The following is a 24,542-nucleotide window of genomic DNA, read 5'->3' on the forward strand; positions in this document are numbered from 1 at the left end:
AAAGTTATGAGCACCAATCCAAAACCTGCATTTAGACGCGTTCTTTTAAAATTAAGTGGTGAAGCCTTGATGGGCGAAGAAGGCTTCGGTATTGACCCTAAAGTACTTGATCGTATGGCTCAAGAAGTCAAAGAACTGGTTGAGTTAGGTATTCAAGTTGGGGTTGTAATTGGTGGTGGTAATCTATTCCGTGGTGAAGGCTTAGCGCAAGCTGGTATGAATCGTGTTGTTGGCGATCATATGGGCATGTTAGCAACCGTAATGAACGGCCTTGCAATGCGTGATGCACTGCACCGTGCCTATGTAAATGCACGTTTGATGTCAGCCATTCCTTTAAAAGGTGTGTGTGATGACTACAACTGGGCTGAAGCAATCAGTTTATTAAAATCGGGTCGTGTTGTGATTTTTGCAGCGGGTACCGGTAATCCATTCTGTACAACCGATTCAGCAGCCTGCTTACGCGGCATTGAAATTGAAGCTGAAGTTGTACTTAAAGGCACTAAAGTTGATGGTGTTTATTCAGCTGATCCAATGAAGGATCCAGAAGCGGTTAAATACGACACCCTGTGCTTCAACGAAGTGTTAGAAAACGAATTTAAGGTAATGGACTTAGCAGCATTTACGCTAGCCCGTGACCACAACATGCCAATATTAGTATTCAACATGAATAAGCCAGGTGCATTGCGCCGTGTTATCATGGGTGAAGAAGAAGGCACGTATATTAGCGCTAAAAAATCAAGCTAAATCAGGCTTAGAAATTTAACTTGAACGGGTATCGACATAGGGCAACCCGTGTACCATTATCAAGGTGCCGTTCAGGTATTAAGTGTTTGTGACCAAAAGGATATTTAACGTGATTAATACAATTAAAGAAGATGCTCAAGAACGTATGAGCAAATGTGTTGAAGCAACTAAAAACCAAATGGCCAAAGTGCGTACCGGCCGTGCTCACCCAAGTTTACTTGATTCAATTCAGGTTTCTTACTACGGTTCTATGACACCACTTAAGCAAGTTGCTAATATTGGTATCGAAGACTCACGTACGCTAAATGTAACTGTATTTGATGCTACTATGGTGCAAGCTGTAGAAAAAGCGATTATGAGCTCTGATTTAGGCTTAAATCCAATGACTGCCGGCAACTCAATGCGTATTCCATTACCAGCATTGACTGAAGAGCGTCGTAAAGATTTCATCAAAGTGGTTCGTGGTGAAGCTGAAAATGGCCGTGTTGCAGTCCGTAACGTTCGCCGTGATGCTATCAGCGAAATTAAAAAGCTTGAGAAAGCAAAAGAGTGTACTGAAGATGATGTTCGCCGTAGCGAAGATGAAATTCAGAAGTTCACCGATGCTAGCATCAAGAATATTGATGGAATTTTAGCTGTTAAAGAAAAAGAATTGATGGAAGTCTAATTCTCCTCATAGCAAAGCTAGAGTTGAAGCGCCGTGTAAGGTTATACTACACGGCGTTTGTCTATTTGAAAGGGTTGTAATAGATGTCATCCACTGTTGGATTTGAGCCAGAAACACAATTAGATACCGATATTGATTCATCAGAGCAATTGCCTGGGCAATTATCAGATGTGGTTAAACAGTCGTTGCCTAAACATGTTGCCATCATTATGGATGGCAATGGCCGCTGGGCTCAACAACAAGGTAAACCAAGAGTGTTCGGCCACAAGGCCGGTGTAAAGGCCGTGCGTCGGGCTGTCAGTGTGGCGAGCCAGTTACAAATCGAGTCGTTAACCTTGTTTGCTTTTTCCAGTGAAAATTGGCGTCGTCCTGATAAAGAAGTCAGTTTGCTGATGGAATTGTTTTTCACTGTATTACAGCGCGAAATCAAACTACTGCATAATAATCAAGTGCGTTTAAATATTATCGGTGATATCAGCCGCTTTTCTGCACGTTTACAAAAACAGATCCATGAAGCACAACAAAAAACGACAGGCAATACTGGTTTAGTGCTTAATGTTGCTGCTAACTATGGTGGCCGCTGGGATATTTTACAAGCGACACAAAAGTTAGCGGATAAAGTCGCCCAAGGTGATTTAGCATCCGATGAGTTAACTGAAGATTTATTAAATCAACAACTGTGCATGCACGGACAAAATGAAGTTGATTTGATGATCCGGACAGGCGGTGATTACCGCATCAGTAATTTTATTTTATGGCAGGCTGCATATGCGGAGTTAGTCTTTACTGACACCTTATGGCCAGATTTCAATGAGCAAGCGTTTAAAGATGCCCTTGCTGTATTTGCCAGTAGACAGCGCCGCTTTGGTTTGACAGGCAGTCAAATCGAAGAAATTCGCGCTATATAAAGAATTAAGAGGCTAAACTTTTGTTAAAACAAAGAATTATAACAGTATTATGGTTACTTCCTCTCGTTATAGGGGCCATTTTCTTTCTGCCTGCAGAGTATTTTGCTTGGGTTTTGGTGCCGGTATTCATGATCGGCGCAAAAGAGTGGGGCAGCTTTATTGACCCTGAGTGTAAAGTGACCCAGTGGACATTTACCGTCACAGTCACCGTTATTTTATTAGCGTTAAACTTTATCGTACCTGTGGATGCAATGTGGCTTAAAGGCCAATTACACCCTATTTTTGTCTCTATTATTGCTATTGGTGCTTTTTGGTGGTTTTTAAGCGCACTTTTAGTTATTTCATTTCCTAAAACTGACAGCATATGGAAAAACAGCCCAATGCTGAAGTCGATGTTTGGTCAGCTAACACTTATTCCCTGTTTTGTTGCCCTCATTACGCTCAAATCAATCAGCAGTAATGTTGACCCTTATTTTGGCGGCACCTTAGTCTTTTTAGTCATGTTAGTTGTTTGGGCCGCTGATACAGGTGCTTATTTTGCTGGTCGCGCATTTGGTAAGCATAAATTGATGCCCAATGTTAGCCCTAATAAAACCCTCGAAGGTTTGATTGGTGGCTTATTAGCAACCTTGGTCGTCGCATGTGGGGTGATGTATTACTCACCAGAACAAGAATTAGCTTTAGTGATTACCGTTACGCTGATAACCGCTTTAGCTTCAGCCTTTGGTGATTTATCTGAAAGCATGTTTAAACGTGCTGCTGATATAAAAGATTCAGGTACTATTTTACCAGGCCATGGTGGAGTACTCGATAGAATGGACAGTTTAACGGCTGCACTACCGATCTTCACTCTTATCTACATCGCATTCTGGATTTAATACAATGCAAAATATGGTCATTTTAGGCGCTACTGGCTCCATTGGGTCAAGTACGTTAAGTGTTATTAGCCAAAACCCACAGCAATATGCGGTTTATGGTCTCGTTGCCAATGCCAGCGTCGATAAAATGTTGTCATTATGTATCGAGCATAAACCAGTATATGCACATATGGTCGATGAATCTGCAGCTAAGGCGCTGCAGCAGCGTATACCTGCTAATATTGCCACTAAGGTGACAACAGGTGAGGATGCGTTATTAGGTCTTGTCACGGCTTCTGAAGTTGATACGGTTATGGCCGCGATTGTCGGCGCAGCAGGTCTTGTTTCAACCTTTGCCGCAGTTAAAGCGGGCAAACGGGTATTGCTGGCAAATAAAGAAGCCTTAGTCATGTCTGGCGAATTGTTTATGCACGCTACAGTGCAAAGTGGCGCGACCCTACTGCCGGTCGATAGTGAGCATAATGCTATTTTTCAGTGCTTACCTGCCGATATTCAAGCCAACCTTGGGCACTGTGATTTAACCGTATCTGGTATTTCGCATATTTTACTGACAGGCTCTGGTGGCCCATTTTTAACCGCCGATTTAGCCGCGCTTCAATCCATGACGCCAGCACAAGCGTGTAATCACCCTAATTGGTCAATGGGACCTAAAATTTCAGTCGATTCAGCCACCATGATGAACAAGGGTCTTGAGTTTATTGAAGCGCGCTGGTTATTCAATACTAAGGCTGAGCAATTGAAAGTGGTTATTCACCCGCAAAGTGTGATTCACTCTATGGTGCAATATCGAGATGGTTCAGTGCTCGCACAAATGGGTAACCCAGATATGCGTACACCTATTGCCCATTGTATGTCTTTTCCTGAAAGAATTAACGCTGGAGTTGAACCTTTGGACTTTTTCAAAGTCCGAGAATTGAGCTTCTGTGAACCTGACTTCAATCGTTTCCCATGTTTAGGCTTAGCAATGCAGGCTTGTGAGCAAGGGCAAGAGGCGACAACAGTACTTAACGCCGCTAACGAAATTGCCGTAGCAGCCTTTTTAGCTGAACAAATCAAGTTCACTGACATCGCTAAAGTTAATGAAGCGTGTTTATTAAAAGTGCCGCAGTCGTCGTTATCGACGATTGAAGATATTGTACAGTTAGATGCACAAGCACGTGCTATTGCTCATGAAGCAATTAAATCAATTAACTAGTTCTTAGGAGAACAATGTTAGATTTTTTATGGAACCTAGGGTCATTTATTGTCGCATTAGGTATTTTGATTACAGTTCATGAATACGGACATTTTTGGGTTGCACGCCGTTGCGGCATAAAAGTCGAACGTTTTTCTATTGGCTTTGGTAAAGCCATTTGGCGCAAGGTTGGTAAAGACGGCACTGAGTACGTTGTGGCGATGATCCCGCTTGGCGGTTATGTCAAAATGCTTGATGAGCGAGTAGAAGAAGTCCCAGAGGAATTACTCGACCAAGCTTTTAATCGAAAAACCGTTTGGCAGCGTATTGCGGTTGTGGCAGCCGGGCCCATGGCCAACTTTTTGTTCGCCATTGTTGCCTTATACCTTATGTACATCATTGGCGTACCTTCTTTAAAGCCTGTTATTGATACCACCAAAGCCAATACTCCTGCGGCGCAGATAAGCATTAAAGAGCCAATGCAAATTTTATCGGTATCTGGTCAAAAAGTCAGAAACTGGGAAGAAGTTAATTTAGCGTTAGTGAGTCATATTGGCGGCGATTCGTTAGAGATCAGTCTTACACCGCTTAATGCGGCCGTCACAGATGCCCAGATTGGTCAATCCCATACGCTTGATATTAGCCAATGGACATTTGACCCCGATAAAGAATCGCCAATTAGTGCAATTGGTTTAGGTATTTATCGCCCAGCCATTGAACCTATAATAGCCTTGATCACCAAAGGTAGCGCGGCAGAATATGCTGGTATGCAGGTTGGCGATGAAATTACTGCCATCAATGGTAAACCATACCGCGATTGGAATGCGTTTGTAGATGTGATACAAAAGTCTGCCGATAAAACGGTGCAGCTAAAAATATTACGTGATAATCAAGCATTAACCCTTAATGTCACCCCGCAAGCACAAACCAATGCTGCAGGCCAAGTGATTGGCATGGTCGGGGTAAGTCCTACTCAAATTGATTGGCCGGAAAGTATGCGCTTCCAGCTTGAGTATGGCATAGTAGATTCCTTCACAGCAGCCGCTGATAAAACATGGCAACTGGTGGTTGTCAGCTTTAAGATGATTGGAAAACTGTTTACCGGCGATGTGTCGGTGAAAAACTTAAGTGGTCCTATTTCTATAGCTCAAGGTGCTGGTACCAGTGCAGACTATGGATTTGTGTACTTTCTTGGGTTTATCGCACTCATCAGTGTGAACTTAGGCATCATTAATTTAATGCCTTTGCCAGTGCTCGATGGGGGACACTTGCTGTATTACTTTATCGAAGTGATTACGGGTAAGCCTGTACCGGAGAAGGTACAGGACATAGGATTCAGGTTTGGCGCAGCGATGCTGTTATTGTTGATGAGTGTTGCACTCTTTAATGATTTTTCCAGACTCTGAGCAGGGAACACAAATAATTAGAAGTGCTCTATGAGATTGAATAAACTTTTTGCCTCGATGATTTTAGTCGGCGCGTCATTTTCAGGCAATGGTATGGCGGAAACTTTCCAACCATTTGAAGTGACCGACATCCAGATTGATGGTTTACAGCGAGTCGCACTTGGTGCTGCCTTGCTAAACCTGCCCGTTAAAGTGGGCGATACGGTAGACCAAGTAAAATTACAGCAAGCCATTAAAAGCTTGTATGCCTCAACCAACTTCGAAACCATCAGTGTTAGCCATGAAGATGGCGTATTGCTTGTTTCCGTTAAAGAGCGTGCCACTATCAGTGCTGTTACCTTTGAAGGTAACAAAGATATTAAAGATGAGCAGTTACAAGAAAGCTTAGACGGCTCAGGTATTAAAATCGGTGAGTCACTTGATAGAACCATGTTGTCAGGCATCGAAAAAGGCCTGCAAGATTTCTATTACGGTGTGGGTAAATACGGCGCGAAAGTTGAAGCAGAAGTCATTAACTTACCTCGTAACCGTGTTGAACTTAAATTTAACTTCACTGAAGGCTTAGCGGCTGAAATTCGCCAAATTAACGTAGTGGGTAATACCGTTTTTTCAGATTCTGAATTAATTGGTTTACTTGAGCTTAAAGATTACGTTGCTTGGTGGGACTTATTTGGTGAGCGCCGTTATCAAAAGCAAAAGCTTGAAGCTGATTTAGAAACGGTAAAAACCTACTATCACAACCAAGGTTATATTCGCTTTGCGGTAACATCAACCCAAGTGGCAATGACCCCTGATAGAAAAGGCTTGTACATCACCATCAATGTTGATGAAGGTGATAAGTACGAGGTCTCTGAAGTTAACTTAACCGGTGATTTAATGGGCCGTGAAGAGTTGATGAAGGCTATCTTGCCGATCAAAGAAGGCGATATGTACAACGGTGGTGATGTTACCTTCACCGAAGAAATGTACAGCAAGTATTTAGGCCGTTTTGGTTATGCTTATCCTGAAGTAAAAACCTATCCAGAAATTAATGACGAAACCAAAGAGGTTGCATTAAACATTAATGTTAACCCTGGTAAACGTGTTTACGTGCGCTCAATTAACTTCAGCGGTAACACAGTTACTAAAGATGAAGTAATGCGTCGTGAACTACGTCAAATGGAAGGTGCGTGGTTAAACTCAGCTCAAGTTGAGCAGTCAAAAGTATTGTTAAACCGTTTAGGTTACTTTGAAACAGTTGATACTGAAACCGTACAAGTACCTGGCAGTGATGACTTAGTGGATGTGGCTTTCAATGTGAAAGAACAGCCATCTGGTTCATTTAACGCCGGTGTGGGTTATGGTACTGAATCAGGCTTAAGTCTGCAGTTTGGTGTACAGCAAAGTAACTTCTTAGGTACGGGTAACCAAGCGGGTATTAACTTAAATACCAATAAGTATTCTAAGAACGTTAACTTCTCTTACACTGACCCGTACTTTACTAAAGATGGTGTGAGCTTAGGCGGCAGTATCTTCTGGAACGAGTTTGATGCAAACGAGGCTAACCTTGAGCGTTATAAGAATAAATCTTATGGCATCGCGGTAAACTCAGGCTTCCCGATAAACGAAAATAACCGTTTAAATGGTGGTATCGGCTATCGTCATAACGCGATTTCAGAAATCTCTGCTTACGAACAAGCATTACGTTTCTATAATGTTTACCGTGAGTCTGATGACCCGAATTCTGATTTAGCCTTTGATAACTTTGAGATAAATGGTGGTTGGTATCGCAGCACATTAAACCGCGGCACCTTCCCAACAGATGGTTCATCGCAGCGCCTAAGTGCGAAAGCAACCATTCCAGGGTCGGATCTGCAGTATTTTAAAACTGACTTTGATACCAACTTTTACTTACCATTAACCCGTAACCACAGCTTTGTGTTACTAACGCGAGCGCGCTTAGGTTATGCCAATGGTTATGGTAAGTTTAATGATAATGATCAAATTTTGCCTTTCTGGGAAAACTATTACTCAGGTGGTAGTAGCTCATTACGTGGCTTTAAGTCTAATTCTGTCGGCCCTCGTTCGTTCTATTTATATCGTGGTAGTGAGCCATGTGCGCCAGATCCATCAGGTGACGGCTGTACACTGCCAGGTGATCCTAACCGAATTCAAGTGAGTTCTGGTCGTTCTATTGGTGGTAATGCCATTGCGACTGCCAGTGTGGAAATGATTGTTCCAACGCCTTTCTTGGATGAGGCTTATTCTAATTCAGTACGTACTAGTTTCTTTGTTGATGCTGGTAACGTATGGGATACCGAGTTTGATTATGACTCGTATAGATACCTTCCAGCGGATGAGTTTGACAAACTGGAAGATTATAGCGACCCAGGTCGGATCCGTGCCTCTTGGGGTATGAGCGTCCAATGGTTATCACCAATGGGACCTATGGTGTTTAGCTTGGCTTGGCCGATTAAAGAGTACGAAGATGATGAAACAGAGATATTTTCGTTCAACATTGGCAAAACGTTCTAAAACAAATACACTCAGCAAGTTTTGCTGATAATAACAAGGAGTCTATTTTGAAAAAGATGTTAAATCGCGCGTTAGTAACAATGGCATTTTTAAGTGCACCTATGATGGCACATGCTGAAAAAATTGCTGTGGTTGATATGGGCGAAGTATTTGAGCAACTGCCTCAACGTGAACAAATTTCACAGTCACTAAAAACTGAGTTTGGTGATCGAGTTGCTGACGTACAAAAAATGCAAGAACAAATGCGTACATTAGTTGAAAAGCAACAACGTGATGGCGCGTTAATGAGCGAAAGTCAAAAAACTGAGCTTGGACGTGAAATGGAATCACTAAAGTCTGATTTCCAATTAAAAGGCAAAGCACTTGATGAAGATATGCGTCGTCGTCAAGGTGAAGAGCAAAACAAGCTTTTAGTTAAAGTACAAGAAGCGATTAATACTATTGCTGCAAAAGAGTCTTATGACATCGTATTGCAACGTGGTGCAGTTATCTACGTTAAGCCAGATGCTGATATCAGTGATAAAGTTGTTCAAGCGTTAAGTAAAGGCAACTAATGAAAACCGTGACTTTAAAAGAGCTTGGTCAGCTATTAGGCGCATCTGTTAAAGGCGACGACACTTTGGTGATCACCAGTGTTGCGACCCTAGAAGATGCCGCCTCAGATCAACTTTCTTTTTTAGCCAATAGTAAATATCGTGCCCAGCTTGAGACCTCTCAAGCGGGTGCGGTGTTATTGAGTGAAAAAGATGCCGAAGATTACAGCGGCAATGCTTTAGTGTTAAAAGACCCATACGTGGGCTTTGCACGGGTAGCACAACTTTTAGATACCACCCCAAAAGTTACCAAAGGTATCCACCCCTCGGCACAAATCGATGCCTCAGCGCAACTGGGCGAGAATGTCGCTATAGGGGCTAATGTTGTCATCGATGCCAATGTCATTATTGGTAATGACGTACAAATTGCTGCAGGTAGTGTTATTGGCGAGCAATCTATCATAGGTTCTGGCTGTATTTTAAAAGCCAATGTGACTTTTTATCATGATGTGATTGTTGGTCAGCAATGTATTTTTCATTCTGGTTGCGTGATTGGTTCTGATGGCTTTGGCTATGCGAACGAGCGCGGTAACTGGATCAAAATCCCACAAACTGGTGGTGTAAGAATTGGCGATAATGTAGAAATTGGCGCCAATACCACAGTAGATCGTGGTGCTTTATCTCATACAGAAATTCATGATGGCGTTATCATCGATAACCAAGTTCAAATTGCCCATAATTGTGTTGTCGGCCAAAATACCGCTATTGCAGGAACCTCATTCCTAGCCGGTAGTGCGACTCTTGGTAAGTACTGTATTATTGGTGGCGGTAGCGGTATCGCAGGCCATTTGAAGGTTGCAGACGGCACCCATGTCTCTGGCAGCACCAATGTGACAAGCGAAATTCGTAAACCAGGTTTGTATTCATCTGCTACAATTGCAATGGATAACAAATCATGGCGTCGCAATACTGTTCGTTTCCGTCATTTAGATGAATTATTTAATCGCGTCAAAGTGATTGAAAAGAAAATACAAGATTAGAAGTCATGGCATGATTGCCATTGCGAGGAATTAGCGTGTCAAACCAATTAAATACCATGGATATTGAAGAGATCCTTCAGTATCTTCCTCATAGATACCCTTTTTTGTTAGTTGACCGTGTTCTAGATTACACCGTAGGTGAGTCTTTACATGCGATTAAAAATGTCACCTTTAATGAGCCTTTTTTCCAAGGTCACTTCCCAGTTAAACCAGTAATGCCTGGTGTATTAATCATTGAAGCGATGGCCCAAGCAACAGGTTTGCTTGCATTTAAAACCATGAGTCCAGATCCATCACCAGATGTCTTATATTTACTTGCTGGTATTGATAAAGCACGTTTTAAGCGGGTGGTATCTCCAGGTGATCAGATTCATTTCCACGTTAAAATGATTAAAGAGCGCCGAGGAATTGGTGTATTTGAAGGACAAGCATTCGTCGATGGCGAGCTAGCCTGTTCAGCCGAAATCATGTGTGCACGCAGAGAGATCAACAAGTGATTGATAAGTTAGCATTCGTTCACCCAGACGCAAAAATTGGTAACAATGTCACGATTGGCCCTTGGAGTTATATTGGCGCAGACGTTGAAATTGGCGACGATACTTGGGTTAGTTCACATGTCGTTATCAAAGGCCCAAGTGTCATTGGTAAAGGCAATCGTTTCTTCCAGTTTTCTTCAATTGGCGAAGAATGCCAAGATAAGAAATATGCTGGTGAGCCAACAACTTTAATCATGGGTGATAATAATATCATTCGTGAAAACGTGACTATTCACCGCGGTACCATTCAAGATAATAGTGAAACCCGTATAGGTTCAAATAACCTACTTATGGCTTATGTGCATATCGCTCATGACTGTGTGTTAGGTGACAATATTATCATGGCAAATAATGCTTCTATTGCAGGCCATGTACATGTTGGTGATTGGGCTATTTTAGGTGGCATGACTGGTGTACATCAGTTTGTACATATTGGTGCCCATGCGTTTACTGCAGGCTCTTCAACCATCTTTCAAGATGTGCCGCCATTTGTGATGGCAGCCGGTAGCCCAGCTATCCCAAGAGGTCTGAACGTTGAAGGTTTGAAGCGCCGAGGTTTCACTAAAGAAACCCAACATGCTATTCGTCGTACCTATAAATCGCTATATCGTAAAAATTTAACGATTGAAGAAGCATTAGCTGAAATTACTGAAGACGCTGAAGCCGATGAATACGTTAAAGGCATGGTTGAATTCATTAATGGTTCATCTCGCGGGATCATTCGATAGTATTGATAATGACAAATAATACCCCTCGTGTATTTGCTATGGTCGCCGGAGAAATCTCCGGCGATATTTTAGGCGCAGGCTTAATTAAGTCGCTACAAAAACACTACCCAGATGCGCGCTTTATTGGCATTGGTGGTCCTCAAATGGAGGCTCTTGGTTTCGAGAGCTTTTTTTCGTTTGAAGAGCTTGCCGTTATGGGGATTGTTGAAGTGTTAGCAAGGCTGCCGCGTTTACTTAAAGTGCGCGCCAGTTTGATTGAGCAAATTTGTGCAGCAAAACCTGATTGCTTTATTGGTATTGATGCGCCAGATTTTAACCTTGGGGTTGAACTCAAGTTAAAAAATAAAGGCATAAAAACGGTCCATTATGTGAGTCCGTCGGTCTGGGCTTGGCGTCCAAAACGTATTTTCAAAATCGAAAAAGCCACCAATATGGTGTTGTCGTTATTACCTTTTGAAAAAGCGTTTTATGACAAACATCAGGTGCCATGTACCTTTGTCGGTCATACTTTAGCGGATGATATTCCGCTTGAAAGCGATAAGTTAGCTGCCCGTAAACTGCTGGGTTTAGACCCTAATGCAGAATATTTAGCCATTTTGCCTGGATCTCGCGGTGGTGAGCTAAAACAGTTAGCTGAACCTTTTATTAAAGCGGCGCTGATTGTTAAGCAAGCTTATCCAGATATTAAGTTTGTCACGCCACTGGTTAATAAGGCCCGTAAGGAGCAGTTTATTGCCGCCCTTGAGCTGTATGCACCAGATTTGGTTATCGATTTAATTGAAGGGCAATCAAGGGAAGTCATGGCCGCAGCTGACGCTATTTTACTAGCATCAGGCACTGCAGCACTTGAAGCCATGCTGGTTAAAAGGCCTATGGTGATGTCTTATCGGGTTAATGCGCTGACTTACAAAATTGCTAAACGCATGATGTTAGTTGAGCATTACTCTTTGCCAAACTTGCTCGCGGGCAAAAAGCTTATTCCTGAAATTGTTCAAGATGAGTGTAATCCTGAGAATATTTCAGCTGCAGTGATTGAGCAGTTAAATGCAGATTTTACGCCGCTTAAGCAAGAGTTTGAGCAAATTCATCGCAGTTTACGCTGCAATGCCAGCGATAGAGCTGCTGACGCGGTAATTAACTTACTCGATTAATATCAGTAATTTTTAAAGCCTGATTGAGTGATGTTATTCGCTCAAGCAGGTTTTTTTATGGCAATTTTAGAGGTGATTTGTGAGTCGTATTCCTGCAGTAATAAAGGGTATTACCCCCGAACAAGTTGAATACATTAGCCGCGGCGTGGTCGCGGGTGTTGATGAAGTTGGCCGAGGCCCATTAGTGGGTGATGTGGTTACCGCAGCAGTTATTTTAGACCCTAATAATCCGATATCAGGCTTAAATGACTCAAAAAAATTAACTGAAAAACGCCGTGAATTGCTATTTACTGAAATCAGTGAAAAAGCCTTATGCATTAGTGTCGGCCGTGCATCCCCATTAGAGATTGATGAACTTAACATTCTCCATGCCACCATGCTGGCTATGCAGCGGGCAGTGCAAGGCTTAACTATTACCCCAGAGCGAGTGTTGGTGGATGGGAATCGTAGTCCAGAGTTTGGAATCGTTAGTCATGCCATTATCAAAGGTGATGGCTTGGTGGCAGCAATAAGCGCCGCATCGATTATTGCCAAGGTAACCCGCGACAGGGAAATGGCTGAGCTTGATGCCAGATATCCACAATATGGGTTTGCCAATCATAAAGGTTACCCAACTAAAGCCCATTTTGAAGCATTAGCACAACATGGGGTATTAGCTGAACACCGCAAAAGTTTTAAACCAGTCATGGCAGTACTGGCAAAATCTGAATCTTAAACCGCTTTGGTTATAACAATATAGCATTAGACAGCATCGCCAAGTATTGCCTACGGCATTGGCGCTGTTTAATCGGCTTATTTAGCGATGATAGCCCTAATCTGTTCTATTAAATTTGGGGTTAGTTTGTTAATCTGGCTAGCAGTTTTTTCCTTTTAATCACGCATTTCAAAGATACTATAATCTATGTCCGATCCTCGTTTTGTTCATCTTCGCGTTCACAGTGATTTTTCCATGTCAGATGGCGTGGCAAAAGTTAAACCTATTATTGCCAAAGCCGAAGAGCTTGGAATGGGGGCGCTAGCGATAACAGATCAAAATAACTTTTGTGGTCTGGTAAAGTTTTATGGTGGCTGTCATGGGGCAGGGATCAAGCCGATTGTTGGCGCTGATTTTTGGATGAAAGTCCCAGGTTTTGAAAAAGAGTTTTGCGCCTTAACTATCATCGCCTTAGATAACGACGGTTATCAAAATTTAACCCAGCTCATCAGTGAGGCCTATTTACGTGGCCAAATAGATGGGCGAGTGGTTATCGATCAAGAGTGGCTGATTAAGTTTAATAAAGGTATTTTGATTATTTCTGGGGCGAAAGAAGGCGATGTTGGTAAGGCATTATTAAAAGGTAACCAAACCCAAGTTGATCAGCTGATAAATTTCTATCAAACCCATTTTGAAGATCGTTACTTTTTAGAGCTTTTGCGAACTGGCAGAGCTGATGAAGAACGCTATCTGCACATGGCGGTAAAATTAGCTTCTGATCGCAATCTACCTGTTGTGGCGACCAATCAGGTGGTCTTTTTAAAGGCCGATGATTTTGAATCCCATGAAATACGGGTGGCGATCCATGACGGTTTTACTTTAGCTGATCCTCGCAGACCGAAAAAATACAGTAAAGAACAATACTTACGCACAGAAGAAGAAATGTGTGAGTTATTTGCTGATATTCCATCAGCACTGGCAAACAGTGTGGAAATCGCCAAACGCTGTAATGTGACTATACGTTTACACGAATATTTCTTGCCTAACTTCCCAACGGGCGATTTGACCATTGAAGACTTTCTCGTCGAAGTGTCGGAAAAAGGCCTAGAAGAGCGGCTGGAATTTTTATTCCCTGATGAACAGGTACGTTTAGAAAAGCGTCCCGAGTATGATGAACGCCTAGATATTGAGCTAAAAGTGATTAACCAAATGGGCTTCCCTGGTTACTTCCTTATTGTAATGGAGTTTATTCAATGGGGTAAGGATAACGATATTCCTGTTGGACCGGGTCGTGGATCTGGTGCGGGCTCATTAGTGGCATATGCACTAAAAATTACCGATCTTGACCCACTAGAGTACGACTTACTGTTTGAACGTTTCTTAAACCCAGAACGTGTCTCTATGCCTGATTTCGATGTCGATTTCTGTATGGATAGACGTGATGAAGTTATCGATCACGTTGCTGAATTGTATGGCCGAGATGCGGTATCACAAATTATTACCTTTGGTACCATGGCGGCAAAAGCTGTGGTACGGGACGTTGGCCGTGCACTCGGTCACCCCTATGGTTTTGTTGAACGGTTAACAAAAATGATCCCTGCAGAGCCCGGGATGACTCTGACCAAAGCCTTTGAAGTGGAGCCATCATTACCAGAAGCGTATAACGCTGATGAAGATGTCCGTGAGCTGATTGACATGTGTCGACGACTTGAAGGTGTTACTCGTAATGCCGGTAAGCATGCTGGTGGCGTGGTTATCTCACCGACAGTTATCACTGATTTCTCGCCCCTTTATTGTGATGCTGAAGGCTTAAACCCAGTAACGCAATTCGATAAAAATGATGTAGAAACCGCAGGGCTAGTTAAGTTTGATTTCTTAGGCTTAAGAACCCTGACCATTATTGATTGGGCGCTGCAAATGATTAACCCGCGCCTAGCAAAGCAGGGCAAAGAGCCCGTCAGGATTGAGGCCATTGACTTAACCGATCCTAAGTCGTTTAGATTACTTCAGCGCTATGAAACCACAGCGGTATTCCAGTTAGAATCCCGTGGTATGAAAGATTTGATTAAACGTCTGCAACCCGATTGTTTTGAAGACATGATTGCACTTGTGGCACTGTTTCGCCCAGGCCCATTGCAATCAGGCATGGTAGATAACTTTATTGAGCGTAAGCATGGCCGTGAAGCGGTCTCTTACCCTGATGCAGAATATCAACATGAGTCATTAAAAGAGCTGTTAGAGCCAACCTACGGCATTATTTTGTATCAAGAACAAGTGATGCAAATTGCCCAGGTTCTTGCCGGTTATACCCTAGGTGGCGCGGATATGTTACGCCGTGCAATGGGTAAGAAAAAACCAGAAGAAATGGCAAAGCAGCGCGGCACCTTTAAAGAGGGGGCTATCAATAACGGTGTTGATGGCGACCTGTCGATGAAGATCTTCGACTTGGTTGAAAAATTCGCCGGTTATGGTTTTAACAAATCTCACTCAGCTGCCTATGCACTGGTTTCCTATCAGACCCTATGGCTTAAAACCCATTACCCTGCCGAGTTTATGGCGGCGGTAATGTCAGCAGATATGGATAACACAGATAAAATCGTTATCTTAGTCGATGAATGTGAACGCATGGGCATACCGCTTATTCCACCGGATGTGAATAAAGGCTTATTCAAATTTACCGTTGATGACGAGCTTAACATTGTCTACGGGATCGGTGCGATTAAAGGGGTTGGTGATGGCCCAGTGGAATCGATTCTCAATGCCCGAAAAGACGGACCATTTATTGATTTATTTGATTTCTGCGCCCGAATTGATCTTAAAAAGCTCAATAAACGCGTCATCGAAAAACTGATTTGTGCCGGTGCATTAGACAGTTTAGGTCCGCACCGCGCGGCGATGATTGCCACCTTACCAGAAGCGATTTTGGCCGCGGCCCAGCATGCCAAAGCTGAAGCTATTGGCCAAAACGATATGTTTGGCCTACTTAACTCTGAACCAGAAGACAATAAACAAAACTTTGTTGAATGTACTCCTTGGCCTGATAAAGTTTGGCTTGAAGGTGAGCGTGATACTTTAGGTTTATACCTTACAGGTCATCCGATAAATCAATACTTAAAAGAGCTGAAGCAGTACACTTCAGGGCGTTTAAAAGACGTCCATCCGACTGACCGCGGTAAAACCATGAAGGCCGCGGGGCTAGTTATTGCCACTCGAGTGATGGTAACCAAACGTGGCTCAAAAATGGGGCTGGTGACGTTAGATGATAAAAGCTCACGCTTAGAAGTGATGCTATTTACTGAAGCGTTTGAAAAGTTTAATCACTTGCTTGAAAAAGATAAAATTTTGATCTGTGAAGGTGAGGTCAGCTTTGATGATTTTGCTGGTGGCAATCGCATGACTGCCCGCAACATCATTGAAATTGGCGAGGCTCGTAGCCACTTTGCCAATGCAGTGGAAATAAACATTACTGCTGATGACATCAATCAAACTTGGCTTGAGCAATTTGAGCAAGCATTAACGCCATGGAAAAACGGCAGTGTGCCGGTTATCATTAATTATCAGCAGCAACAAGCAGCAGGCCAATTACGCCTTGGTGATGAATGGCGGGTGAATCCAACCGATGAACTGATGCTGGCAATTGAAAGTCTAGTGGGCTCTAAAAACGTCAAAATCGTGTTTAATTAATTTAGCAAACTGGCTTTGGTTTCGGGCTCACATTGCTGAGCCATTTGGGCAATAGAGGCATCCATTGAGCGTAGATATTTGCAAAGCGATACAAGCGCATGCGCTAGTGCTATTAAACGCACAGCCTCAGGCTAAGTTAGTATTAGCTTACAGCGGCGGGGTTGATTCTGAATGCCTTGCCTATGGTTTAAGCCAGTTTGCCCAGCAGCACCCTAATATCCCTTGCTTATTAGTCCATGTTCATCATGGACTTAGTGACAATGCAGAGCATTGGGTCAATCATTGTCTCACTCAGGCTAAGCACTATCAGTTACCCATACAGATAGAACGTGTAGCGATTAATAAAGCTGCGCGGCAAAGTTTAGAGGCGCTCGCCAGAGATGCCCGCTATAACGTCTTCAAAAAATACCTTAACCAAGGCGATATATTACTCACCGCCCATCATCAAGATGATCAACTGGAAACCTTACTGTTAGCCCTCAAACGTGGTCAAGGGCCCAAGGGCTTAGCGGCCATGGGCGCCATGCAGCCATTTAATCATCAAAGTTGGATTGTTAGGCCGTTACTTGATGTTACTCGCCAGCAAATTGAAGCTTTTGCCAGTGATAACCAACTTAAGCACATTGAAGATGAAAGTAATCAAGATGAGCAATTTGACCGTAACTTTCTGCGCCATGACATCATTCCGAGATTAAAAGCTCGCTGGCCAAGTATTGCCACCACCGCATCACGCAGTGCTAAATTATGCGCTGAGCAGCAGCAAGTGATTGAAGATGAAGTTGATACGCGCTTACCCGCATGGCTTGATACAGCAACACCATTTGAGTTGCCCGCTTTTAAATTACAGCAATTGTCAGACCAAACACCTCAATGGCAAGCCCTGTTGCTGCGGGGCTTTATTCAATCTTTAGGGTTTAATTTGCCGTCTCAATCGCAGCTGGAACAAATTTTACAGCAGCTGATCTATGCCGCTGATGATGCTAAGGTGGATATTTTTTGTGGTGATTACTCAATAAAGCGTTTTGCTGGCAAGGCATTTGTGGTGCCTGTTAGTAATGAAAAGCCAGATGATGTTGAGTTGATTGGCAATATTCAGTCATTGTGTACTGGCAAGCAATTGAGTTTAACCGTGCAGATGAATCAGCTAGCTGACTGCGCTATTGGTTTAACGCAAACGGGAGTAAGACTAAGGTTAGCGACAACGGAGCAAGTGACTATCTCATTTGGCGCCAAAGGCAGTATTCGCTGTCAGCCGCATTTTCGTGATAAAGGCCGTGAGCTTAAAAAAGTTTGGCAGGAGCTAGCCGTGCCACCTTGGCAAAGGCATAAAATACCGCTTATTTTTTACAATGACACCTTAGTTGCCGCCATTGGTTTTTGGGTTGATAAACGCTATCTTGCCAGCCATAACGAGTTAGGCGTTTGTTTGCATACTTAATTTAAAGCCGTTTTTACCCGCGGCTTTTGCTGCATACAACGCCATATCTGCAGTTTCATAAAGTTTGTCTTGGGTTTGTGGTGGTAAAAACTCAGCCACCCCAATACTGCATTGCACCTTAAATGCACTGGTTAATGGGTGGCTATTTATTGCCGCAATAATACGTTCACACAATGGTGTCATCGTATGTTCTTTTCCTTGGGCTATAATTATAAATTCATCACCACCAATTCGAAATGCTTGGTCAGTATTGCGGATAGCATCATTTAATAAATCAGCAAACTCTTTTAATACCGTATCCCCCAGTTTATGACCATGTTGATCATTGAGGTTTTTAAAGTTATCTAAGTCCAGCACAATCAGAGAAATATCAGCTTGTTTTCGGTTAGCTCTTGCCAGTGCACTCTTAATACTTTGCCGATAATAATAGCGATTACCTAGCCCAGTCAGGGCATCAAACATCGCTTGGTTCGACATCTGCGCATATTGGTAGGCATTATGTAATGGCTGATTGAACAGTTCTTCTAAGGTGTTTAACAATCTTGTTTGACTTGGTGTCAGTGGCGTAGATAAGTAATATTTAATGCTATAGGGCTCACCAAAACCGGTGATCACTCGCTGAATACTGAGTCCCTGGCAACGACCCCAATTCAGTTTTAATTGGTGATTAAGCTGGATGCCGCGGATCGGCAAAACTTGTCCGATGCTTTTGCCATAGCGGGCAAAAACGCTTTCAGGGTCTAAATTTGAGTGTAATTGCTGTAACACTGCCAGTAAATTAAGCCTAGGTTCTTCATCGGTTATTTTATAATAAGCTTCTGATTTACTTATAGTTAACTTCGGGTATGGTTGTGACGTTACTGCGTAGTCCATAGCTATTATCCCAATGATGATTTCAAGTTTCTAATTGTTATCCGTTTGATAAATTCATTAAGCAATAACTATGCCTGTTATTTTTTATTTACCATTTTCATAAGGTTATTGTTAATTTGTCACTTTGTTAATAGACTGTTTATCTAATCGTTATTTTATTGACTCGGAGAACATGCCTTTATGGAGCACAGTATTTTCATCCATATTCTCTCAATGCTAGTCATTGCGATAGTGGCAATTTCTTTGTTACGCCGAGTTGGGTTACCGCCAATCTTAGCTTATCTGCTAACCGGGGTTTTCAGCGGGCCTAGTGGCTTTCATTGGTTTACTCAAGCGCAAATGCATTCAGTGGCAGAATTGGGTGTGGTGCTGCTGATGTTTAGCCTAGGGTTAGAGTTTTCGGTTCCTAAGCTCTGGTCTATGCGCCGCACAGTATTCGGTTTAGGCAGTGCTCAGGTGACATTCACCGCATTAATTGCCGGTTTAGTCGCCTACTTATTCGGTCAAAATATGGTTGCTGCGGTGGTGATTGGCTCTGCTGTGGCGCTATCATCAACGGCGATTGTGCTAAAACTGGTTAATGATCAAGGCTGGATGCGTCGCCGACATGGCGAGCTCTCTGTCAGTGTGCTGTTATTTCAAGATATTGCCGTGGTACCGCTACTGATTGTATTACCTTTGTTATCTCCTAGCAGTGAAGCCATGGGCGCTGTTGAAATCGCTTGGGGGCTGTTCACTGGTATTTTGGCCTTTTTAGCATTGATGTCATTTGGTAAATGGATTTTACCGCGTATTTTTGATGAAGTAGCCCGCTCTCGCTCTAACGAATTGTTTGTATTATCAACCTTAGTGGTGGTGTTAGTTACTGGGGCGTTTACCCAGTGGCTGGGATTATCCATGGCGTTAGGTGCCTTTATAGCGGGGATGCTGTTAGGGGAAAGTCAGTATCGACGTCAGTTAGAAGCGGATATTAGACCATTTAGAGATTTACTGATGGGACTGTTTTTTATCTCCATTGGTATGCTATTAAATTTTGCTATTGTTGTTGAGTTTTGGTGGCAAATTTTATTAATCCTCATTGCAGTGTTAATGACCAAAATCTTAGTGGTGTTTGGTTTATTAAAGCTTGGGGGCGAGCAATTTAAAGTGGCATTAAGTACGGCTATCAGTTTGGCTCAAGTGGGTGAATTCAGTTTTGTGGTATTAGCCTTGGCGGTTAATTATCAGCTATTAGAAACTCAAATGAGTACCATTTTAGTGATGGTGGCGGTGTTATCCATGTCCATCGCACCTTGGTTAGTCAGGCATTGTGTTGATATTGCGGCAAAAATTGAGGGTAAAACCAATAGTAAAGATCAAATGGATGAAGAATTCATTTTACCCAGCCCTGATGATGGCGACTTGGTATTAATATTAGGTTATGGCCGTGTAGGGCAAACCATTGCGCGTTTTTTAAAAACCGAAGCGGTGCCATTTGTGGTGCTGGACTTAGATCCCAAACGTGTTTCTGAAGCCCGCGCTGCAGGCGAGCCGGTCTATTTTGGTGATGCCTGTAAAATGGGCTTGTTAAAGCAAATTGGTATTCGCCGAGCCAGCATGGTGGTGATCACCTTTGGTGAGTCAAGGCAAGTTGAAGACTGCTTAGCATTATCACGTAAATTAGCCCCTGAAACTAAAATTATTGTTCGCACTACAGATGATGCTGAATTAGAAAATTTAACAGAAGCTGGCGCCACTCAAGTTATTCCAGAAAAGCTCGAAGGCAGTTTAATGCTGGTGTCGCAAGTGCTGTATAAATGTGGCGTGCCGCTACCAAGAATTATTAAACGTTTAGAGTCTGAGCGCCGTAATCACTACCAATATTTACATGGTTTTTTCACTGGCGCCGAAACCGACTTTACCTTGGAACTGCTGCATGCTGTGGCGTTAGATACAGGTGCAGATGCTATCGGCAAGAAACTCACCGATATTGACTGGTCGCAGTTTAGTGTTGAAGCACGAGCTGTTAGACGTAAAGGTGAGGAGATAAGTCCACCGCCGGATGATTGGGTGTTTGAGCGCCGTGACATTGTGATGGTGGTAGGAAAACCCCGTGCAATTGAAGCCATTGAAGAGCACTTATTACAAGGCTAGTTGCAAGGCTAGCATCAATTAGCTTACGCACTCTATGATATTAGCCTTAAAAAAAATAATTAAAGCGCATGTCACGGTAGAATTTTACAGGCATCTTCCATAGAATGGATGGTTACGCTCGTTGTTGTGTAGCCATCTTTTGCTACTGCTCGTATGGAATAATGCATGTCTGCCAAATTGTTTAATCTTCCAATAAAAATTACCTTAGAACTTGTTGCTAAGCTATTTTCATCTACTCAACTGCAAAAGGCGCAGAATTATTTGATTGAAGGGCGGGTACTCGACGTTCACGCCAGTCAAGATAACCACAATGTTGAATCCTATGTGGTAGGAACCGCCACCGAGCCTTATCGTCAAGACATCAGCTTGGTCAATGTCAATCATAAAATCGTGATGAAATCTCATTGTACTTGCCCTGTTGCTAGCAATTGTAAGCACGTTGCCGCAGCGTTACTGGCGTTAGTGGATAAAAAGCCAGTTGAAGAGCAGCGTCTTAGCCAATGGATTTTACAATTAGATAAGCAAGATACCCTCACACAGACCGAAGATGATGAAGATAAAGAACGGATAATCTTTGTGTTATCAAGCGATCATCATGGTATTTTTGTTGAGTTTAAACGCAGTAAATTAAACAAAAAACTGCAGTACAACAAAGGCAGTAAAGTTGCGTTAAATGATGTGAAGTATCATCTGCCATGGTGGATTAACGCTGAAGATAGCCAAATCATCAGCTTATTATTATCGTCTTCAAAAAGTGCCTCAAAAATCTATCTTGAAGGTGAAATTTGCGCACTGGCATTAAATAAGATGATCCAACTTGGCAGTTGCTTTTGGGAAGAAAGCCGCACCCCAATTCAGATGACCCGCGTATTAACCCCAGACTTTATTTGGCAAGAAACTGATACCCGTCATACGCAAATCAGTATGACCATGCCTGAGCTTGAAAACTGGGAGTTTATTGCCACCAATCCACCGATGTTTATGGATTTAGACTATCTAAAGATTGGTCATTTGGATACTGACTTAAGCGTTGAAAAATTAAAGCTATTGCAACAAATGCCGCCAGTGCCATTAGATAAAGTCGACGATATCAGCGATAAAATGTTGCGTCACTTTTCCCCTAAAAGTGTCCCTGTACCCAGTGAAATTGAATTTTATGAAATTGAGCAGCCATTAGTCGCAAAGCTGACTTTTACCATGGTGCAATTAAGCGACAGCGCAGTTATGCAGCCGGTATTACAGCTGCAGTTTGGCTATGGCGATATGCTGTTGTCAGGCAAATTAGCTCGCGAAAAAATCACCTTGATTAAGCAAGGTAAAGTCCAGTATCAAATTCATCGTGATCCTGAGCAAGAAGCGCAAGTGGTGCAGATACTACAAAGCTTGCAATTGCAACTTATTGATAACAGCCTGCTGACTTATAATCATGCCAGTAGCTTTTACAGTTTAGGCTTAATGCCTGATATGGTGAATGAGTGGGCCCAGCTCACCACCTTTGGGGTGATGACCTTAGAAGAGTTAGGCTATAACGTAGAGTTTGCCCCAGAGTTTGACCTTAATATTGTTGAAGCCGACATTGAAGTTGACCTTGACGATGATGAAGACAGCGGCTGGTTCTCACTGTCACTTAATGCTGATATTGATGGCCAAAGTGTACCTTTATTAAGTTTAGTTGCCCGTTGGCTGCAGCAAAATGGCGAGCCAGATGACGAGCAGGAGCTCATTCTGCCAGGGCCTAATGGCCGCTTTGTGAAGATTAAAGCCAAAACCATTAAACCGCTTATTTCGGTTATCCAAGAGTTATTCCAGCGTGGTGGTGGCGACCAACTAGAAGTCCCTCGCAATCGGGCTGACTTATTGAATGAGTTATCAGAAAGCGATATTCGGTTACTTAATGGTGAGCGCGTTAGACAGTTAGCCAATAAACTTACCGAGTTTAAAGGCATAGAGTCAGCGCCGCTGCCAGAAGGGCTTAATGCCACCTTACGTGACTATCAAAAGCAAGGTTATGACTGGCTGTGTTTCTTAAAAGAATACCAATTAGGCGGTATTCTTGCAGATGATATGGGGCTAGGTAAAACCCTGCAAACGCTCGCTTTTTTACTTAAAGCGAAACAATCAAAGCAACAAAGCAGCGCAGTTAATCCACGGGCATTTAGGCCCAGTTTAATTGTTTGTCCCACCAGTTTAGTGGGCAACTGGTTTAAAGAAGCACAAAAGTTTACCCCAAGTTTAAAAGTGCTGGTGGTACACGGCAGTAAACGTCAGGCATTACTTGAGCAGATTGCAGATTACGATGTGATTGTGACCACTTATCCTTTGATCTTGCGTGATGAATTGTTCTATAGCGAATACAGCTTTGAGCATATTATTTTAGATGAAGCACAGCAGATTAAAAATGCCCAAGCAAAAGTCACTCAAGCGCTTAAAACCTTCAAAGGCCAATTTAGATTATGCTTATCAGGTACGCCACTTGAAAACCATTTAGGCGAGTTAAAATCACTAATGGATTTTTGTTTACCGGGATTATTAGGTCAGCATAATTACTTTAATAAAGAATTTAGAGGCCCGATTGAAAAGCAAGCTGATACTGAAAAATCGGCGATATTGCTCAATCGTATTGCGCCGTTTTTACTGCGCCGCACCAAAAGCGAAGTAATGTCGGAGCTACCAGAAAAAACCATAATCATTCAAACCTTAGAGTTAGAAAAAGATCAGCGTAATTTATATGAAAGTATCCGTTTAGTGATGGAGAAAAAATTACGTGAATTGTTTGCTAAACAAGGTGTATCAAGCAGTCACATTGAGTTTTTAGATGCATTGCTTAAACTACGCCAAGCCTGTTGTGATCCACGCTTAGTGAAGCTAGAGCAAGCGCAGTACGTCAAAGATAACGCCAAACTCACTTGGTTGACTGAAAATGTACCCGAGATGGTTGAAGAGGGCCGTAAAATCCTTATTTTCAGCCAGTTTACCGGTATGTTGGCGCTAATTGAGCAAGAGTTGATTGATTTAGGCATAAGCTATAGCAAGCTTACAGGGCAAACCCGTAACCGTCAGGTTGAAATTGACGCCTTCCAAGAAGGTGAAATTCCGGTGTTTTTGATTAGCCTAAAAGCGGGCGGCACAGGGCTTAATTTAACCGCCGCCGATACCGTGATCCATTTTGACCCATGGTGGAACCCGGCTGCCGAAAAGCAAGCCACAGATAGGGCGCACCGTATCGGTCAGCTCAACCCTGTATTTGTGTATAAACTGATTGCCCAAGGGACGGTAGAAGAAAAAATTCAAGAGATGCAGCAGCACAAACAAAGCCTAGCTGATAGCATTCTTGCAGGCAGCGCTAAAAGCCAGTGGACAGGTAATGCAGATGATTTACTGTCACTGCTTCGCTAGTTGCTAGTTGCTAGTTGCTAGTTGCTAGTCGCTAGTCGCTAGTCG

The 24,542-nt window shown here is 42.8% G+C and carries 18 protein-coding genes; 17 read left to right on the forward strand and 1 reads right to left on the reverse strand.

Annotated features, from left to right (window positions below):
• Nucleotides 1-6: 6 nt before the first annotated feature.
• The 15 genes from pyrH (at nucleotide 7) to tilS (ending at nucleotide 18,095) form a co-directional block, all read left to right on the forward strand.
• Nucleotides 7-744 carry a UMP kinase gene (gene pyrH, locus BCU91_RS10565; protein ID WP_076542903.1) on the forward strand — a complete coding sequence of 246 codons (738 nt, stop codon included), beginning with the start codon at nucleotides 7-9 and terminating at the stop codon, nucleotides 742-744.
• A gap of 109 nt (nucleotides 745-853) precedes the next feature.
• On the forward strand, nucleotides 854-1,411 hold the full coding sequence (gene frr, locus BCU91_RS10570; RefSeq protein ID WP_076542902.1) for a ribosome recycling factor: 558 nt from the start codon (nucleotides 854-856) through the stop codon (nucleotides 1,409-1,411).
• An 83-nt stretch (nucleotides 1,412-1,494) separates the two neighbouring features.
• Entirely contained in the window at nucleotides 1,495-2,319 is an 825-nt protein-coding gene (locus tag BCU91_RS10575; RefSeq protein WP_102531439.1) for an isoprenyl transferase, read from the forward strand.
• A gap of 20 nt (nucleotides 2,320-2,339) precedes the next feature.
• Nucleotides 2,340-3,197, forward strand: a complete 858-nt coding sequence (locus tag BCU91_RS10580) for a phosphatidate cytidylyltransferase (RefSeq protein ID WP_102439650.1) — start codon at nucleotides 2,340-2,342, stop codon at nucleotides 3,195-3,197.
• A 4-nt stretch (nucleotides 3,198-3,201) separates the two neighbouring features.
• On the forward strand, nucleotides 3,202-4,392 hold the full coding sequence (gene ispC, locus BCU91_RS10585; protein ID WP_102531440.1) for a 1-deoxy-D-xylulose-5-phosphate reductoisomerase: 1,191 nt from the start codon (nucleotides 3,202-3,204) through the stop codon (nucleotides 4,390-4,392).
• A 14-nt stretch (nucleotides 4,393-4,406) separates the two neighbouring features.
• Nucleotides 4,407-5,777 (forward strand): sigma E protease regulator RseP, encoded by a 1,371-nt coding sequence (gene rseP, locus BCU91_RS10590; RefSeq protein WP_102439648.1) that lies wholly within the window; start codon nucleotides 4,407-4,409, stop codon nucleotides 5,775-5,777.
• A 30-nt stretch (nucleotides 5,778-5,807) separates the two neighbouring features.
• Complete coding sequence (bamA, locus tag BCU91_RS10595; protein WP_102439647.1) at nucleotides 5,808-8,291, forward strand: outer membrane protein assembly factor BamA; 2,484 nt, start codon at nucleotides 5,808-5,810, stop codon at nucleotides 8,289-8,291.
• A gap of 56 nt (nucleotides 8,292-8,347) precedes the next feature.
• Nucleotides 8,348-8,845: an OmpH family outer membrane protein gene (locus tag BCU91_RS10600; protein ID WP_102439646.1), complete on the forward strand. Its 498-nt coding sequence runs from the start codon at nucleotides 8,348-8,350 to the stop codon at nucleotides 8,843-8,845.
• Nucleotides 8,845-9,864 (forward strand): UDP-3-O-(3-hydroxymyristoyl)glucosamine N-acyltransferase, encoded by a 1,020-nt coding sequence (gene lpxD / locus BCU91_RS10605; protein WP_102439645.1) that lies wholly within the window; start codon nucleotides 8,845-8,847, stop codon nucleotides 9,862-9,864. The genes BCU91_RS10600 and lpxD overlap by 1 nt, the downstream gene beginning before the upstream one ends.
• Nucleotides 9,865-9,899: 35 nt before the next feature.
• Complete coding sequence (gene fabZ / locus BCU91_RS10610; protein WP_076542894.1) at nucleotides 9,900-10,361, forward strand: 3-hydroxyacyl-ACP dehydratase FabZ; 462 nt, start codon at nucleotides 9,900-9,902, stop codon at nucleotides 10,359-10,361.
• Nucleotides 10,358-11,128, forward strand: a complete 771-nt coding sequence (gene lpxA / locus BCU91_RS10615) for an acyl-ACP--UDP-N-acetylglucosamine O-acyltransferase (RefSeq protein WP_102439644.1) — start codon at nucleotides 10,358-10,360, stop codon at nucleotides 11,126-11,128. Before fabZ ends, lpxA begins: the two co-directional genes overlap by 4 nt.
• 8 nt (nucleotides 11,129-11,136) lie before the next feature.
• Nucleotides 11,137-12,279, forward strand: coding sequence for a lipid-A-disaccharide synthase (gene lpxB / locus BCU91_RS10620; RefSeq protein ID WP_102531441.1), 1,143 nt, complete (start codon nucleotides 11,137-11,139; stop codon nucleotides 12,277-12,279).
• Nucleotides 12,280-12,367: 88 nt separating this feature from the next.
• Complete coding sequence (rnhB, locus tag BCU91_RS10625) at nucleotides 12,368-12,994, forward strand: ribonuclease HII (RefSeq protein ID WP_241900949.1); 627 nt, start codon at nucleotides 12,368-12,370, stop codon at nucleotides 12,992-12,994.
• A 186-nt stretch (nucleotides 12,995-13,180) separates the two neighbouring features.
• Entirely contained in the window at nucleotides 13,181-16,657 is a 3,477-nt protein-coding gene (gene dnaE / locus BCU91_RS10630) for a DNA polymerase III subunit alpha (protein WP_102476170.1), read from the forward strand.
• A gap of 64 nt (nucleotides 16,658-16,721) precedes the next feature.
• Nucleotides 16,722-18,095 carry a tRNA lysidine(34) synthetase TilS gene (gene tilS, locus BCU91_RS10635; protein ID WP_102476169.1) on the forward strand — a complete coding sequence of 458 codons (1,374 nt, stop codon included), beginning with the start codon at nucleotides 16,722-16,724 and terminating at the stop codon, nucleotides 18,093-18,095.
• Here tilS and BCU91_RS10640 read toward each other — a convergent pair.
• Nucleotides 18,072-18,968 (reverse strand): GGDEF domain-containing protein, encoded by an 897-nt coding sequence (locus BCU91_RS10640; RefSeq protein ID WP_102476168.1) that lies wholly within the window; start codon nucleotides 18,966-18,968, stop codon nucleotides 18,072-18,074. The two genes, tilS and BCU91_RS10640, sit on opposite strands and share 24 nt — an antisense overlap.
• A gap of 180 nt (nucleotides 18,969-19,148) precedes the next feature.
• On the opposite strand from BCU91_RS10640, the gene BCU91_RS10645 reads away from it, so the two are divergent.
• On the forward strand, nucleotides 19,149-21,101 hold the full coding sequence (locus BCU91_RS10645) for a monovalent cation:proton antiporter-2 (CPA2) family protein (protein WP_102439639.1): 1,953 nt from the start codon (nucleotides 19,149-19,151) through the stop codon (nucleotides 21,099-21,101).
• A 165-nt stretch (nucleotides 21,102-21,266) separates the two neighbouring features.
• On the forward strand, nucleotides 21,267-24,497 hold the full coding sequence (locus BCU91_RS10650) for a DEAD/DEAH box helicase (RefSeq protein WP_102531442.1): 3,231 nt from the start codon (nucleotides 21,267-21,269) through the stop codon (nucleotides 24,495-24,497).
• Nucleotides 24,498-24,542 lie beyond the last annotated feature (45 nt).

This window comes from Shewanella sp. 10N.286.52.B9 (genome assembly GCF_002873635.1).
GTDB lineage: Bacteria > Pseudomonadota > Gammaproteobacteria > Enterobacterales > Shewanellaceae > Shewanella.

Coding starts and splice junctions, on each gene's coding strand:
- pyrH (WP_076542903.1), top strand. CDS start 7: ATGAGCACCAATCCAAAACCTGCATTTAGACGCGTTCTTTTAAAATTA.
- BCU91_RS10575 (WP_102531439.1), top strand. CDS start 1,495: ATGTCATCCACTGTTGGATTTGAGCCAGAAACACAATTAGATACCGAT.
- ispC (WP_102531440.1), top strand. CDS start 3,202: ATGCAAAATATGGTCATTTTAGGCGCTACTGGCTCCATTGGGTCAAGT.
- rseP (WP_102439648.1), top strand. CDS start 4,407: ATGTTAGATTTTTTATGGAACCTAGGGTCATTTATTGTCGCATTAGGT.
- bamA (WP_102439647.1), top strand. CDS start 5,808: ATGAGATTGAATAAACTTTTTGCCTCGATGATTTTAGTCGGCGCGTCA.
- BCU91_RS10600 (WP_102439646.1), top strand. CDS start 8,348: ATGTTAAATCGCGCGTTAGTAACAATGGCATTTTTAAGTGCACCTATG.
- lpxD (WP_102439645.1), top strand. CDS start 8,845: ATGAAAACCGTGACTTTAAAAGAGCTTGGTCAGCTATTAGGCGCATCT.
- lpxB (WP_102531441.1), top strand. CDS start 11,137: ATGACAAATAATACCCCTCGTGTATTTGCTATGGTCGCCGGAGAAATC.
- dnaE (WP_102476170.1), top strand. CDS start 13,181: ATGTCCGATCCTCGTTTTGTTCATCTTCGCGTTCACAGTGATTTTTCC.
- BCU91_RS10640 (WP_102476168.1), bottom strand. CDS start 18,968: ATGGACTACGCAGTAACGTCACAACCATACCCGAAGTTAACTATAAGT.
- BCU91_RS10645 (WP_102439639.1), top strand. CDS start 19,149: ATGGAGCACAGTATTTTCATCCATATTCTCTCAATGCTAGTCATTGCG.
- BCU91_RS10650 (WP_102531442.1), top strand. CDS start 21,267: ATGTCTGCCAAATTGTTTAATCTTCCAATAAAAATTACCTTAGAACTT.